At 68.6% G+C, this 14,828-nt stretch carries 8 protein-coding genes; 4 read left to right on the forward strand and 4 right to left on the reverse strand.

Going from position 1 to position 14,828, the window contains the following annotated elements:
• Positions 1-312: 312 nt before the first annotated feature.
• The 3 genes from FOH10_RS30155 to FOH10_RS35920 form a co-directional block, all read right to left on the reverse strand.
• Positions 313-2,466, reverse strand: a complete 2,154-nt coding sequence (locus FOH10_RS30155) for a 3-hydroxyacyl-CoA dehydrogenase NAD-binding domain-containing protein (protein WP_039808662.1) — start codon at positions 2,464-2,466, stop codon at positions 313-315.
• 35 nt (positions 2,467-2,501) lie between these two features.
• A complete protein-coding gene (locus FOH10_RS30160; protein WP_029932843.1) occupies positions 2,502-3,713 on the reverse strand; it encodes an acetyl-CoA C-acetyltransferase in 1,212 nt (403 codons plus the stop codon).
• A gap of 255 nt (positions 3,714-3,968) precedes the next feature.
• Positions 3,969-8,156, reverse strand: a complete 4,188-nt coding sequence (locus tag FOH10_RS35920) for a DNA polymerase III subunit gamma and tau (RefSeq protein ID WP_244961435.1) — start codon at positions 8,154-8,156, stop codon at positions 3,969-3,971.
• 452 nt (positions 8,157-8,608) lie between these two features.
• On the opposite strand from FOH10_RS35920, the gene FOH10_RS30170 reads away from it, so the two are divergent.
• Positions 8,609-9,481 carry a hypothetical protein gene (locus FOH10_RS30170; protein WP_143983215.1) on the forward strand — a complete coding sequence of 291 codons (873 nt, stop codon included), beginning with the start codon at positions 8,609-8,611 and terminating at the stop codon, positions 9,479-9,481.
• 106 nt (positions 9,482-9,587) lie between these two features.
• Positions 9,588-10,889: an ammonium transporter gene (locus FOH10_RS30175; protein WP_143983216.1), complete on the forward strand. Its 1,302-nt coding sequence runs from the start codon at positions 9,588-9,590 to the stop codon at positions 10,887-10,889.
• 60 nt (positions 10,890-10,949) lie between these two features.
• Here the strand turns inward: FOH10_RS30175 and FOH10_RS30180 are convergent, their stop codons facing one another.
• The gene (locus FOH10_RS30180) at positions 10,950-11,792 is read right to left on the reverse strand and encodes a neutral zinc metallopeptidase (protein WP_244961436.1); all 843 of its coding nucleotides are present in this window, start codon (positions 11,790-11,792) and stop codon (positions 10,950-10,952) included.
• A gap of 438 nt (positions 11,793-12,230) precedes the next feature.
• On the opposite strand from FOH10_RS30180, the gene FOH10_RS30185 reads away from it, so the two are divergent.
• Together FOH10_RS30185 and FOH10_RS36110 are read left to right on the forward strand one after the other, a co-directional pair.
• A complete protein-coding gene (locus FOH10_RS30185; protein WP_143983218.1) occupies positions 12,231-13,829 on the forward strand; it encodes a DUF2207 domain-containing protein in 1,599 nt (532 codons plus the stop codon).
• 92 nt (positions 13,830-13,921) lie between these two features.
• On the forward strand, positions 13,922-14,053 hold the full coding sequence (locus tag FOH10_RS36110; protein WP_255056147.1) for a hypothetical protein: 132 nt from the start codon (positions 13,922-13,924) through the stop codon (positions 14,051-14,053).
• Positions 14,054-14,828: the final 775 nt, after the last annotated feature.

The raw sequence follows: 14,828 nt of genomic DNA on the forward strand, positions 1-14,828 counted from the left end.
CTCGGGGTTTCCCCGAACGTGACTGTGGATTCATCTCCGCCCACCTCGAACTCGGAACAAGCGCATACCGAAACGTACGGGCCAGCCCAGCGTTCTACCCGCGCATATTTCAAACGTAGCGCGGGTGTGCGGGGTGTGTGGACGATTCGCCGCGTATCTCGGCGTGCCGACCGGTTCGAATCAGCAGGGTCGGTGGAGGTCGGGAAAACGGGACACGGCCCGGACCGCGATATTCGCGATCCGGGCCGTGTGGTTCACCCCGGCAGACACGGTACGCACCGCGTCAGTGGCGCATATGCGCCCGCAGGAGAGTTACTTGCGCAGCGACGCGGGCACCTGGAAACGGTCGCCGAACTTGGCGGCCAGTTCGTCGGCACGGGCCACGAAGGCCTCCTGCCCACCCGGGTAGCCCACGATGAACTGGTGGGTGCCACCGGTCCAGGCCGGGAAGCCGATGCCGAAGATCGAGCCGATGTTGGCGTCGGCGGTGGTGGTGAGCACACCCTCGTCGAAGCACTTCTGGGTCTCGATGGCCTCCGCGAACAGCATGCGGTCCTTCAGATCCTGGAAGGTGACGCCCTCGGGCAGTTCGGTCGAGGTCTTGTACAGCGAGCGCAGCTCCGACCACAGGCTGGTGGCCTTGCCGTTCTCGTAGTCGTAGAAGCCCGCGCCACCGGCCTTGCCCTTGCGGTCGAACTCGCCCACCAGCTTGTCCAGGATCGCGGCGGTCGCGGCGGAGGCGGCGTCGATCTCGCCGCCCTCGGCCTCGAGGGCCGCCGCGGTCTCCTTGTAGATCTTCTGCATGGTGGTGAAGTTCAGCTCGTCCGACAGCTTCAGCGGAGCCGCCGGGTAGCCCGCCTGCAGACCGGCCTGCTCGATGGTCTGCGGGTCGATGCCCTCGTCGAGCATCTTGATGGCCTCGTTGATGAACTTGCCGATGACGCGCGAGGTGTAGAAGCCGCGCGAGTCGTTGACCACGATCGGGGTCTTGCGGATGGCGAGGGTGTAGTCGTACACCCGGGCCAGCGCCTCGTCGGAGGTCTTCTCACCCTTGATGATCTCGACCAGCGGCATCTTGTCGACCGGCGAGAAGAAGTGGATGCCGATGAAGTCCTCGGCCCGCTTCACACCACCCGCCAGCAGGGTGATCGGCAGGGTCGAGGTGTTGGAGCCGAGCAGCGCGTCGGCGTCCACGATGTCCTCGATCTCCTGGAAGACCTTGTTCTTCAGCTCGGGGTTCTCGAACACGGCCTCGATGACGAAGTCCACGCCCGCGAAATCCTTGGGATCGGCGGTCGGGGTGATCCGATCCAGCAGCGCCTTGGACTTCTCCTCGGTGGTCTTGCCCCGCGAGAGCGCCTTCTCCTCGAGCTTGACCGAGTAGTCCTTGCCCTTGTTGGCGGCCTCGATGGTGACGTCCTTGAGGACGACGTCGATACCGGCCTTGGCGGTGACGTACGCGATGCCCGCGCCCATCATGCCCGCGCCGATGACGCCGACCTTCTTGATCTCACGCTTCGGCACGTCCTTGGGACGCGAACCGCCGTTGTTGATCGACTGCAGGTCGAAGAAGAACGCCTGGATCATGTTCTTCGCGACCGGGCCGGTCAGCAGCGAGACGAAGTAGCGCGACTCGATGAGCGAGGCATTGTCGAAGTCGACCTGCGCGCCCTCGACCGCGGCGGCCATGATGGCCTGCGGGGCCGGCATGTTCTGGCCCTTGAGCTGCTTGCGCAGGTTGGCCGGGAACGCCGGCAGGTTGGCGGCCAGCGACGGGGTGGACGGGGTGCCACCGGGGATCTTGAAACCCTTGACGTCCCAGGGCTGCACGCCCTTGTCCGGGTTGGCCTTGATCCACGCCTTGGCGGCCGGGACCAGCTCCTCGATGGAACCGACGACCTCGTTGACCAGGCCGGTGGCCTTGGCCTTCTGCGCGTTGAACTCGTTGCCCTGCAGCAGCACGCCCATCAGGCCGTTGGCGATGCCGAGCATGCGGGTGACGCGGGTGACGCCGCCACCGGCGGGCAGCAGACCCAGCTTCACCTCGGGCAGGCCGATCTTCAGGCCCTTGACGTCGGCGGCGATGCGGTAGTGCGTGGCCAGCGCGATCTCCAGGCCACCACCGAGCGCGGCACCGTTGATGGCCGCGACGACCGGCTTGCCCAGCTGCTCGAGTCGACGCAGGTCGCTCTTGATGAAGGTGAGCTCCTCCATGATGGCGGCGGCGTCGTCCGGGCCGGTCTGCATCATGTTCTTGAGGTCGCCGCCGGCGAAGAAGGTCTTCTTCGCGGAGGTGATGACGACACCGGTGATGTCGTCGACCTCGGCCACGAGGCGGTCCACGGTGGCCCGCATCGAGTCCTTGTACAGCTGGTTCATGGTGTTGGCGCCCTGATTCGGGTCGTCCATGGTCAGCACGACGATGCCGTCGGCGTCCTTCTCCCAGCCGATCATGTTCTCAGTCATTGGTTCTCGTTCTCCTAGAGAAAAGTCAGTGGGCGTCAGACGCGTTCGATGATGGTGGCCACACCCATGCCGCCGCCGATGCACAGGGTGATCAGCGCGTAGCGGGCATTGCGACGGTGCAGCTCGTCGACCATGGTGCCGGTGATCATGGCGCCGGTGGCGCCCAGCGGGTGGCCCATGGCGATCGCGCCACCGTTGACGTTCAGCTTCTCGTCCGGGATCTGCAAGTCCTTCTGGAACTTCAGGACGACGGAGGCGAAGGCCTCGTTGATCTCGTAGAGATCGATGTCCTCACGCTTCAGTCCTGCCTTCGCGAGGGCCTTCTCGGCGGCCGGGGTCGGGCCGGTGAGCATGATGGTGGCGTCGGCGCCGGAGGTGGCGGTGGCCACGATGCGGGCGCGGGCGGTCAGGCCGGAAGCCTTTCCGGCGTCCTCGTTGCCGACCAGCACCAGGGCGGCGCCGTCGACGATGCCCGAGCTGTTGCCACCGGTGTGGACGTGCTCGATCTTCTCGACGTAGGTGTAGCGCTGCATGGCGACGGCATCGAAGCCGCCCATGTCGCCGATACCGGCGAAGGCCGGGTTCAGCTTGCCCAGGTCGGCGGCGGTGGTGCCGGGACGCATGTGCTCGTCGTTGTCCAGCACGGTCAGACCGTTCATGTCCTTGACCGGGACGACGGAGTTGGCGAAGTAGCCGTTCTTCCATGCCTTGGCGGCGAGGTCCTGCGAGCGGACGGCGTAGGCGTCCACGTCGTCGCGGGTGAAGCCCTCGATGGTGGCGATGAGGTCGGCCGAGATGCCCTGCGGAACGATGTAGTTCGGGTACGCGGTGGCCGGGTCCATGAACATGGCGCCGCCGTCGGAGCCCATCGGCACGCGGGACATGGACTCGACGCCGCCGGCGATGACGAGATCGTCGAAGCCGGAGCGGACCTTCTGCGCGGCCAGGTTGACGGCCTCGAGGCCGGAGGCGCAGAAGCGGTTGAGCTGGAAGCCGCCGACGGTGTCGGGCAGACCCGCGGTCAGCACGGTGGTGCGGGCGATGTCGGCGCCCTGGTCACCGACCGGCGAGACCACGCCGAGGATGATGTCCGAGATGCGGTCCTCGTCCAGGTTCGGGAACCGGTTCCGCAGCTCCTGGACCAGACCGGTGGTCAGGTCGATCGGCTTGACCGAATGCAGCGAGCCGCCACGGTTCTTGCCGCGCGGAGTGCGGACGGCCTCGTAAATGTAGGCCTCTGTGGTCATATCGGAGTTGTCCTCTCTAAAGGTGCGCCGTCACCGCGTTGTGCGGGGCGGCCGCGGTTACCTCGCCGACCGGCCTTGTCGACCGACCGTCCTGACGCTGTACAAACCGCGTCACGAACCGGCTTGTCGACGCTCCGGCAGCCCTTGCGCCTGGGCATACCTTAGAACCTCGCCGAGCCAGAACTCACGGCCACCCGATCATAGTACCGCCGGATGCGAACTCCGGTTAACTTAAGGTGCCTCACACGGGTGCTGTCAAGCCTCCAGCGGGCTGGCACCCAACTCCGACCGCAACAACTCCAAGGCCATCTCATCCGGGTCGCGGCGATCACCGGGCGGTACGGGCACGGCCGCATCGGCCAACATCTCCCGCTCCTCCTCCTCTGTCGAAGCAGGTGGGACCCCGTCATAACCTACCGGCGAGTAGTCCGACGGCCCCGGGTCGTCGGGAAGGTCCGGCCCGTCGGGCAGCGGAATATCGTCGTCCAGGGGGGATGCCGGAGTGCCCCCGGACGAGTCCCCGTCCCGGGCGCTCGACGGCGGGGCACCCCAGCCGCCGGACGTATCGGTCCGCGGCTCGGCCGCCCCCGCGGCGGCCTTGGCCTGACTCGGCCGGGAGAACTTCGGCGGAGCCTTCTTCGCCGCAGCCTGCCCGCCTCCGGCGCCCGCCCCGCGTCCGGTGTTCCCGGCACTCCGTCCGGCACCACCCGGCGCGGCACCGCCGACCTCCCAGCGCACCTCGAACTCCCGCCCGAGTACCGCCCGCACGGTCGACCGCACCGCCTCCAGGTTCTTCGCCTCCGACAACCGCTGCGCCAGCGCCGCGTGCTGATGCGCCAGCACGATCACATCGCCCTCGACCCGCGCGACCGCGGCGGCGGCCAGCAGGGCGGGCAGCGCGGGCCCGAACTCCCGCACCTTCGCCTTGATCTCGACCCAGGCCCCCTCCACAGTCGCCAACATGTCGGCCCCCGCCGCTCCATCGGCCGCACCGGCACGCTCGGACTTCCCGGCACCCGCCGCTGTGTCAGGCACACCGCTGCCCGCCGTCGGCTCCGCCGCACCGGCCACCTCGGCGCCACGTCCGATCTCAGCCTCGACAGCGCCGTCCTGCCCAGGCCGAGCCGCACCGCTGGCGGTCTCCGATTCCGGCACGACAGACGCGCCCTCTCCAGCCCGCGCGGCCACGAAAGCATCACCGCCAGCACCGCCCTCGGTGTCCGTAGCAGCCTCAGCGGGCACCGCGTCCGCGGTCGCGCCGCCGATTCCCGCCCCACGCCGCACGTCGCCCGCTTCGTGCTCCTGCGCGGCGGCCACGGCAGGTGACTCGGCGCCCTCGCGTCCGGTGGCGGGCTCCCCCGGGTGTCCCGGCCCGGCCATGCGGGTGGCAGTCGATGTCGTATCGCCCCCGCCCGGCGTCCCCACCGCCCCGGCCCGCGCGGCACCGGAGGTACCGGAGACATCCGACCAGCCCGCGACCCCGTCCGGTGCGTCGGCACCCGGGACGAAGTCGGGAACCTCGGCGGTCCGCCGCTGTCCCGTGGCGTCCGGACCGGCGGCACGGTCACCGACCCGATCACGTTGCCCATCGGCGCCGCGCGGGGCACCGCCGGTCGAGTCCTCCCCGACCGACGGGTCGACCGCCGTACCCGCGACGGCCGGTGCGTTCGGCAGTTCAGGGGCCGAGTCCCCTTCCGGCACACCGGTGTTCCGGCGCTGCGCCGCAGCGTTCGCATCGGACCGATCGCCTGGCTGCCTATGCTCGCCAGCGGCACCGTGCGCCCCACCGTCGGAAGAGCCGCGTCCGGCAGTGGAGCCGGCCACCGCAGCCGAATCCTGGAGTCCGGCATCGATCACGGAAGCGGGCACGGCCTGCGGGGCCGCCCCTTCCGCGCGGGCGCTGGTGCCCCGTGCCGCGCCGTCCGCGTCACGCTGCGCGGCAGCGCTACCGACGCCCTCCGACGCCTGTTCGCGGGCGTCCGCATCCGACCGCGTGGCCGGGCTGTCCGCAGCGGCCGATGGCCGCGCGGCGTGTGCCGGCGACGCGGGCGCAACAGCTTCGCCGCTCGAAGCGTCCGGTGCCCCGGTGGAACCGGCGGCAGCGCCGGGCGTGTCGACGGATGCGGCAGTGGCGGGGTCGGCGGATCGCGCCGGAGCGGCCGCACCACCGGTCACGGGGACGCTCGGGACGGCCGGGTCCGCGCCATGGACGACGCGCGCGGCGGAGCCGAGCAGTTCGCGCAGAGCGGCGGCGTCTTCGGTCAGCACCGTCTGGATTTCGGCGTTGGCGGCCGGGGTGAGGGTGTGCAGGCGGGCGGCCCAGGCGGTGAGCTTCTCGGTCCACTGCGGTTCGGCGACCGCGCGGGCGCTGGCGTACCCGACCAGCATGAGCAGGGTTTCGCGGGCTCGCTCGAAATCGGCGGCCGGGTCGGGGGATGCGGGCGAAACCGGTTGGGCGGCAGGTGATGTAGCCGGTTGGGTGGCGGCCGACGCGGTGGTGACCGATGCGGCCGCCGACCCTGTGGCCGATCCCGTGCCAGCCTGGGAAACGCCGCCGCCCGGTGAGCTAGGGGCCGCTTCGGCGGATGACTGTTGTTGCGGGGCGGCAACTTCCGGCCGGGCCGCGGATTTCGGCAGGTCGGACGGGCCGCCGGTGACCGGGTCGAGTTCGGGTGGCCGGGCGGCGGAGGTGCCGGACGGCAGGCGCGCAGCGGACGGTGCCGCCGCCGGGTCGCCGGATTGCGCGATGGCGTCGAGGTCCGGTGCGCTGCCCCCCGCATCGGTCACACCACCCTCCGGTTTCGCGGCAGCGCTGGCGTCCGGTGCGTCGTGGGTATCCGCCGGTGTGCTGTTCGAGGATGTCGGAGCGGAATTGCCCGCCGCCGCCCGGTTCGCGGGGGCTCCCGTCGACGTCGGCGCGGGCTTACCCGCCGCCCCGTGCGAAGGCCCGGCGGCACTCGTCGCGGATGTGGATCCTCCCGTCGCGCTGCCGGAGGGTGCCGCTCCACTCGGTGGGGTGGGCTCGGGCTGGCGGGTTCCGGGTGCGGGGGATGCCTGGGTGCCGGACTTCTCGGCGCGCATGGCGGCGAGGGCTTCCGCGCCGCGACGGCGTGGTGAGCCGCCGGGGTTCGGCTGCGCCGCCGAGGGTCCGGCCGTGGGCTGCGCGCCGTGCTGCGGGGTCGCGCTGCCCGCGACGCCGGGGTCGGCGGCGGTCGGGTTGCCAACGGTCGGGTTGCCAGCGGTCGGGCTACCGGGCGCGGCGTTACCGGCGGCCGGGGGCAGGGGTGCACCCGCCAGGCGGCGTTCGATGCGTTCCAGGCGTTGCAGGGCCGCGGATTCGGTGTCGGTGGCCGAGGGCAGCAGCATGCGGGCCGCGATGACCTCGAGCAGCAGGCGGGGGGCGGTGGCGCCGCGCATCTCGCCGAGACCCTCGTGCAGGAGTTCGGCGTAGCGGGTGAGGGTGGCGGGGCCGATGGCGTCGGCCTGGGCGCGCATGCGGTCGAGGACGTCGCCGGGGCCGGAGACCAGGCCGCGGTCGGTGGCGTCGGGGACGGCGCGCAGCAGGATCAGGTCGCGCAGGCGTTCGAGCAGGTCGGTGGCGAAGCGGCGGGGGTCGTGGCCGGATTCGACCACGCGGTCGATGACACCGAACAGGGCGGCGCCGTCATCGGTCGCCAGCGCCTCGACGGCGTCGTCGATGAGGGCGATATCGGTGACGCCGAGCAGCGACACCGCGCGCGGATAGGTGACCCCCTCGGATCCGGCGCCGGCCAGCAGCTGGTCCAGCACGCTGAGGCTGTCGCGCGGCGAACCGCCGCCCGCGCGAATCACCAACGGGTACACCGATTCCTCGACCCGCACCCCTTCCTGATCGCAGATGCGGCCGAGCAGTCCGCGCATGGTGGCGGGCGGCAGCAGCCGGAAGGGGTAGTGGTGGGTGCGGGACCGGATGGTGGGCAGCACCTTGTCCGGTTCGGTGGTGGCGAAGACGAAGATGAGGTGGGCGGGCGGCTCCTCCACGATCTTCAGCAGCGCGTTGAAGCCCGCAGTGGTCACCATGTGCGCCTCGTCGACGATGAAGACGCGGTAGCGGGATTCGGCGGGCGCGTAGAAGGCGCGGTCGCGCAGTTCGCGGGTGTCGTCGACGCCGCCGTGGCTCGCGGCGTCGAGTTCGATGACATCGAGGTTGCCCGGTCCGCCCGGGGCGAGCGCCACACACGACGCGCACACTCCGCACGGTGTGGACGTCGGCCCCTCCACACAGTTCAGCGAGCGCGCGAGGATGCGCGCCGATGAGGTCTTGCCACATCCGCGCGGTCCCGAGAACAGGTACGCATGACTGATGCGACCGGTGTCGAGCGCCGTACTCAGGGGATCGGTGACGTGCTCCTGCCCCACGACTTCAGCGAACGTTGCCGGTCGGTACTTCCGGTAGAGAGCCACGGCAGAGAGGCTACCGGCGGACACCGACAGCGCATGCGCCGATGTCCCGACCCGGTTCGGCGCGTCCGATTCGACCGAAAATCCGCCCCTTTGCCCGTTCGCCACCCACTCGCAAACGTGATGTGAATCACGTAGGAACCGAGCGCCCCGTTCGCCGACGTCGCGCAGTCCCCCGGTGCGAGAAGAATGCACAGCAAATTCTCAGCGTAGTTCGGGAACGGAATTTGCCGGATAACGCTGTAGTGCATGATCGCTGTCTACAGACCTGCGCCCGGTTTCAACTCCGCATTACGGACATAACGATACCGTCAACGGATGCGGCAAGATCGCAATTGCTTGGCTACCGTGGACATCGGCAACTTCGGTAGCCAAACCTTCATCAGGTTGGTGTCCCCGGCCGGTCCCTCATCCCGACCGGGGCGCAACCAAATCTCTCGGAGGAAACGCCCAACGTGCCGTCGCATGACGACATCGCAGCCGCCTGGCTTTCCGGTACCGAATTCGCCGGCAATCGAACCGCGGCGGATCTGCTGAGCCGAGCCATCAGCCCGCGCGAGTTCGATCTGCACCGCGAATCGCTGCCGGTCACGGCAGCCGCCGACCCCGCCACCGCCGGTGCGATCCTCGAACTCCTGCATCGCGGCCAGGTACCCACCCTGCCCGCCATCCGCACCCTGATCACCCAGAACGACATGCGCCGCGAGGCCGAGCGCATCGAGCGTCTCGGCCGCCGCGCCCAGCGCGGCATCGACGATTTCGGCCGGGTGATCGCCACCCTCACCGACGAATACTGGACGCTGCACGGAAACGGTCCGACCCGTCGCGACATTCTGCTGTCGGAACCCGTTGTGGCACTTATTCACGAGCACGTCGGCGATATTCCGCCGACCGCCGTGAAACACCTGTGGCTCATCGAGCGCGCCCAACGCGCGGGCTGGATCGCCTACAACGATTCGCCGCGCTCCCTGTGCGCCGGACGGCGTTTCTATTCGGCGAAATACGGAAATCGGGTGTCGCTGCGGCCGGTGAACGCGATCGGCACCTTGGTGGCCGCATATCTGCGCGATCAGTTCGCCGAACACGATCGCCCGCCGCGCTGGTCGGTGCTGGCCCATGAGCTGCGCGACGATCGCGGGCGCCGGGTATTCAACGACACCGCCGACGCCCGCGCCCAGCAGCAGTGGATGACCACCGCGGAATGGATGGTGCTGCGTGACGACGGTCTCCCGCTGCCCGGACCGCGCGGCCTGCGCGCGCTGAACAAGAAATCGCGACGTCCAGCCCGGGAAAAGCCGCGCTCCGACGCGCGTGTGAGCATTTCGTAACATCGCGTGCACAATCCGTAACACACGAACGCTCTTCGTAACAACGCGGAAACGTGAGCTTTCGGTAACTTCCCTGAAACGCGAAACGCGTGGAAGGAGTTACCCCGTGCCCACAATCGACGCCGCCGCCACCTCGTGGTTGCTGGCCAGCACCGCGCTGGTGCTGCTCATGACACCCGGCCTGGCGATCTTCTACGGCGGCATGGTGCGCTCCAGCGGCGTGCTCAACATGCTGATGATGAGCTTCATCTCCATTCCGCTGGTCACCGTGGTCTGGTTGCTGGTCGGCTACACGCTGGCCTTCGGCCCCGACGCGGGCGGGGGCTTCATCGGCGGGTTCGATCATTTCGCCCTCTCCGGATTCGATCCGGGCACGGTGCGGGTGACCGATACCGAGGCCAACAGCGGTATTCCGGATCTGCTGTTCGTCACCTTCCAGCTGACCTTCGCGATTCTGACCGTGGCACTGGTCAGCGGCGCCATCGCCGACCGCGCGAAATTCTCCGCGTGGATGATCTTCGTGCCGATCTGGGCGACGCTGGTGTACGCGCCGATCGCGCACTGGGTGTGGAATTCCGAGGGCTGGCTCGCCGAATTCGGCGCACTCGACTACGCGGGCGGTCTGGTGGTCGAGATCGCCTCCGGCGCTTCGGCGCTCGCACTGGCACTGGTGCTGGGTCCGCGCGTCGGTTTCAAGATGGACGCCATGCGCCCGCACAATCTGCCGTTCGTGCTGCTGGGTGCGGGTCTGCTGTGGTTCGGATGGTTCGGCTTCAATGCCGGTTCGGCGCTGGCGGCCGACGGCACCGCGGCCGCGGTCTTCCTGAACACGCTGGTGGCGGGCTGCCTCGGCATGCTGGGCTGGCTGGCCGTGGAGCAGGTGCGCGACGGTCGACCGACCACCTTCGGCGCGGCGTCGGGTGTGGTGGCCGGTCTGGTGGCGATCACGCCGTCCTGCGGCTTCGTGAACACCCTGGGCGCGATCGTCGTGGGTCTGGTCGCGGGTGTGGTGTGCGCGTTCGCGGTGGGCTGGAAGTTCAAGGCCAACTACGACGACTCGCTCGACGTGGTGGGCGTGCACTTCGTCGGCGGCGTGGTGGGCACCATGCTGATCGGCCTGCTCGCCACCGAGGTGATGACCGGCGAGGGCGGCGCGGCGGGCCTGTTCCACGGCGGCGGGCTCACCCAGCTCGGCAAGCAGGCGGTGGGCGTCCTGGCCGTGGCCGCATGGGCTTTCGGCATCTCGTTCCTGATCGGCAAGGTGATCGACGCGACGATCGGCTTCCGCGTCTCCCGTGAGGACGAGGTGGGCGGCATCGACTTCGCGCTGCACGCCGAGACCGCCTATGCCGAAGGGGTGCACGGACATTCACCGCGCCGCATCGGTGAGGGGCCGCTCGGGCACTGAGCCCGAGGGGTCGCGATGCACGACTCGGGCCCGTCGCCACGCGACGGGCCCGAGTTCTCGCTAGTTCACCGCGCTCGCCGGGGCGGTGAAGGTATTGCACGCGAAGGTGCGATTCTCGTCGAGACCCAGCTCGAACCAGGCTCCGCCGTTCTGCGTGGTGCCGTGGTCGCGCATATCCCCCGGTGCGTCACCGCGATGGTAGGCGTCGTTGCGCGCGACACCGATCTGCGCCGCGGTGAGCGCCCCGCCGTCCCGGGAGGAAGACAGGTACATGCCGTCGAAACAGTTGGCCTGCAACTCGGTTCGGCGCGACAGCTCGAGACCGGTGTCGGAGCGGACGCCCGCTTCGCGGCGCTGCGCGTGCACCTTGCCGAGGATGCCGGACTGCGCCTGCACGTGATGGCCGTACTCGTGCGCGAACACCGACAGGTAGACCACCCAGTTGTTCTTGAAGACATCGGTCTGCAACTGGCTGATCGGCATGTAGATGGTCTTGTCGGCGGAGCAGTAGAAGGCCGCGAAATTGCTGCTGTTGCCGGTGCACAGCGTGGTGATGCCGGTGGTGGACGCGGTCACCGTGACCTTGGGCGCTTCGAAGGACAGACCCACCTCGGCGAATACCGCGCGCCAGCCCGATTCCAAACAGGTGGCGGCGGAATCGAAGAAGGCGCGGGCCTGCTCCACCTGGGTGCTCCACGGCGCGTAATCGCAGTCCGCCGGAACGAGAGTGGCGTCGGTATCGGTGAGCAGCGGATTGCCCGCCGTCTCGGCGACGCCGAGCGCTCCGATATCCGGGCCGTAACCGGTGTCCACCGAGTCGCCCGCCCCGAGCTTGTCCACTCCGGCACTCAGGGCGGTGCGCAACAGCACACCGGTCACCACCACGACGACGATCAACAGCACTGTGCCCCAACGACGACGGCGCGGCGGCGGGGTCGGGCGCGCGGTCGGGCCGTACGGGGTGGGGCCCCGCGGCGCGGGCGGCTGCGTCGGCGGGCGCTGGTGCGGTGTATAGCCGACCGGGGGTAGCGGGGGCGAGAGCGGAATGCCGTAGGGCGATGCTTGCGGCCCGCCCGGTCCGGGATGCGGTTGGTAGCCGGGCGGCGGCGGAAATCCCTGACGCTGTGGATAACCGGGACCGGGCCGTTGTGGATAACCCGGCTCGGGGCGTGGACCGGGAGCGCCGGGACGGCGACCGGGCGGCGGCGGAACAGGCCGTCCACCAGGGGAAATCGGCCCCTGTCCGTACGGTGGTCGAGTCATTCCCCCGGACCCCCTCGTCACCTCGATATCACCGACAGCCGCTGAGGAAGGATAGCAAGCTGTCTAAAGTACCCTTCCATGCAGATTTTTCGGGGGGGCTTGGTCGTCGCGCTGCTCGCCCTGCTGGGCCTGCTCGCCCCGGCCGCCCACGCCCAGCCCGCTCCGGACGGGGTGCGGATCGTCGCCGATGTCGATCTCGGCGATGACGGGCTGCTGCGGGTCACCGAGACGGTGACGGTGCCCGAGGGCGAGGAGTTCCGCCAGGTACTGCCGCTGCGGGTGCAGGTCAGCGAGAGCGTGGCGCGCACCTTCCGGGTGACCGACGTGCGCTCGGCCGGCGCCGGGGAGGCGACGGTCGCCGACGACCGCTTCACGATTACCGCGCGTCCCGGGGAGTCGACGTTCGAGTACACGGTGCACAACACGGTCAGCGATACCACCGGAGCGCAGGTGTTCCACTGGACCGGTGTGCTGAATACCGATGTGGCGTCGGTGGTGGCGACGGTGAGCAGTCCGGATTTCCGGATGGGCGTGACGAAGTGCACCATCGGGCCACCCGGACAGCCGCAGGACTGCGCGGACATCCGGGTCGAACCGGACGGTTTCGCCCATCTGGAGAAGACCGATCTGCGCAAGGGCGATGTCATCGACGTGACCCTGCAACTGCCGCCCGGGACGGTGGCGGCCAATGCCGATATCGACGATGCCGACGCGCCGGGTCCGTTCTCCATCACGACTCCCGTGCTCGCCGCCTTCGCGGTCCAGTTGCTCGGGGTGGCGGTGGCCGCCGGGTTCGTGGTGTGGTCGCGCAGGCAGGCGACACCGCAGCAGGCCGAGGCGGTCGATCCGCTGCTGCGCGAGGGCAATCGGGTGCTGTTCACCTCCCCGGACGGGGTGCTGCCCGGTACGGCGGGGCTGCTGCTGGACGGCTACGTGGATCCGCGCGATCTCGCCGCGACGGTGGTGGATCTGGCGGTGCGGCGGTACCTGTGGGTGACGGCGATCGACGACACGGATTGGCGGATCTCCCGGGTGAATCCGGCCGACGGGCAGCTCACCGACCATGAGCGGGCGGTGTACGCGGCGCTGCTGCCGGAGGGCTCGGAGTCGGTGCTGCTGTCGGAACTGCGGGGGCGCTTGGACGCCACGGCGGTGCGCAAGGCGCTGGTGGCCGATGCGGTGGCGCAGGGACTGTATGTGGATCGCGCCCGGCGCGGGACGGAATTCTGGCTCGGCGTCGGGTTGGTCGCGGTCGGCGCGGCGGCCACCGTCGGCCTGGCGCTGGGGCCCGGTCACGCCCTGGTCGGGGTGGCGATCGCGCTCGGCGGTGTGGCGGCCCTGCTGCTCCCCCGCTATCTGCCCGCGCGCACCGCGGCCGGTCGCGAACTCACCGACCGCGTGCGCGGCATGCAGCGCGCCCTGGATGCGCTGTCGCGCGAGCAGATTCCGCCACCGGACCAGGAACTGGTCTTCTCCCGCGCGCTGCCCTTCGCGGTGGCCGCGGGCCGCACCGACCATTGGACCCGCGCCTTCCGCGACCTCAACCCGAATTCGGACGGCCGTCCCGGCCTGTACTGGTTCGGCGGCTTCGAACGCGACCGCGACCTGTACCGGTTCGCCGGGCACTTCCCGTACTTCATCACGGTGCTGGAGGGGCTGTTCACACCCGGGAAGTAGTTCGCGCGGCGGCACGTCGGTGCAATTCCTCGGGGCGGCACCTACAGCGGCTTGACCACCCCGTAGGGCATGAACTGGACAGAGTCCCCGGCATGCCTCTGGCGGATTCCTCAGCGCAGGAAAGGGATTTGGTCAATCTCGCTCTGGCCGACGTGATGAACGCTGGCGCCATGCTCGCTGCGGGCCGCGATCTGCGCTGCACCCAAACACTCATAGCCGTCTGATCAGTAGTTGGGCGCGAATTTCTGCCACAATCCCTCATCCAATTGCCAGCCCTCTCCGGCTAGAGCTGAAACCCCATTTTAAACATCAACAAAACCAGGTTACCGCAAGCCCATATCGACCAATGTATAGGTACTTGCCGCGAAATCACCCCGCAGTCCCGAGTTATTTGACACACTATGGGACCCGAGCGATTGACCAGCTGCGGTCCACATACCCATTGCTTGCCGTCGACTAACTCTACCGAATGATCGAGGACGGATGGGCCGCTTCGTACTGACATTACACCACCAATCGCCTCACATTCAGATGGAAGTCGCACCATAGCCGACCGACCCAAATGCCATTCCATCCAATCGCCACAGGGGAATTATCGCGGATTCCTGCGTCCAGCGATTTTCGCATGAACGTCGCGGTAGTCGAATAATTCAATTCATCAGCAGTAGTGATCCGCTGCCCTACCCACCAAGGTTCAAACTCGACATTTCGAGGCAGTGCAATGCGCCGCTGTATCTCGTAGCCAGGACCACCGCCCGGTGAATGCATCGACATACCATACTCCTCGCCCCAGTATGCCATACACAGATCGAGGGTCAGTGGGCGGCAGAAATCACCGAAGAAATCGAACAATGCAGCGAGGGCCAGAGTGTCCGCTTTCTGCCCACTACCTCAATCATCAACTTCCATCTGCAACACAATCATGCGACCCGATTAAATAATCTCAGGTAGATCTCTCGCGAAATGTTCATATTATAACGCGGGTGTCAGCGAGCCACC

Source organism: Nocardia otitidiscaviarum, assembly GCF_007362295.1.
Taxonomy (GTDB): Bacteria; Actinomycetota; Actinomycetes; order Mycobacteriales; family Mycobacteriaceae; genus Nocardia; species Nocardia otitidiscaviarum.

Bases quoted from the DNA above. Each gene is read 5' to 3' on its own strand.
- FOH10_RS30155 (WP_039808662.1), bottom strand. From the start codon at position 2,466: ATGACTGAGAACATGATCGGCTGGGAGAAGGACGCCGACGGCATCGTC.
- FOH10_RS30160 (WP_029932843.1), bottom strand. From the start codon at position 3,713: ATGACCACAGAGGCCTACATTTACGAGGCCGTCCGCACTCCGCGCGGC.
- FOH10_RS36110 (WP_255056147.1), top strand. From the start codon at position 13,922: ATGCCTCTGGCGGATTCCTCAGCGCAGGAAAGGGATTTGGTCAATCTC.
- FOH10_RS30185 (WP_143983218.1), top strand. From the start codon at position 12,231: ATGCAGATTTTTCGGGGGGGCTTGGTCGTCGCGCTGCTCGCCCTGCTG.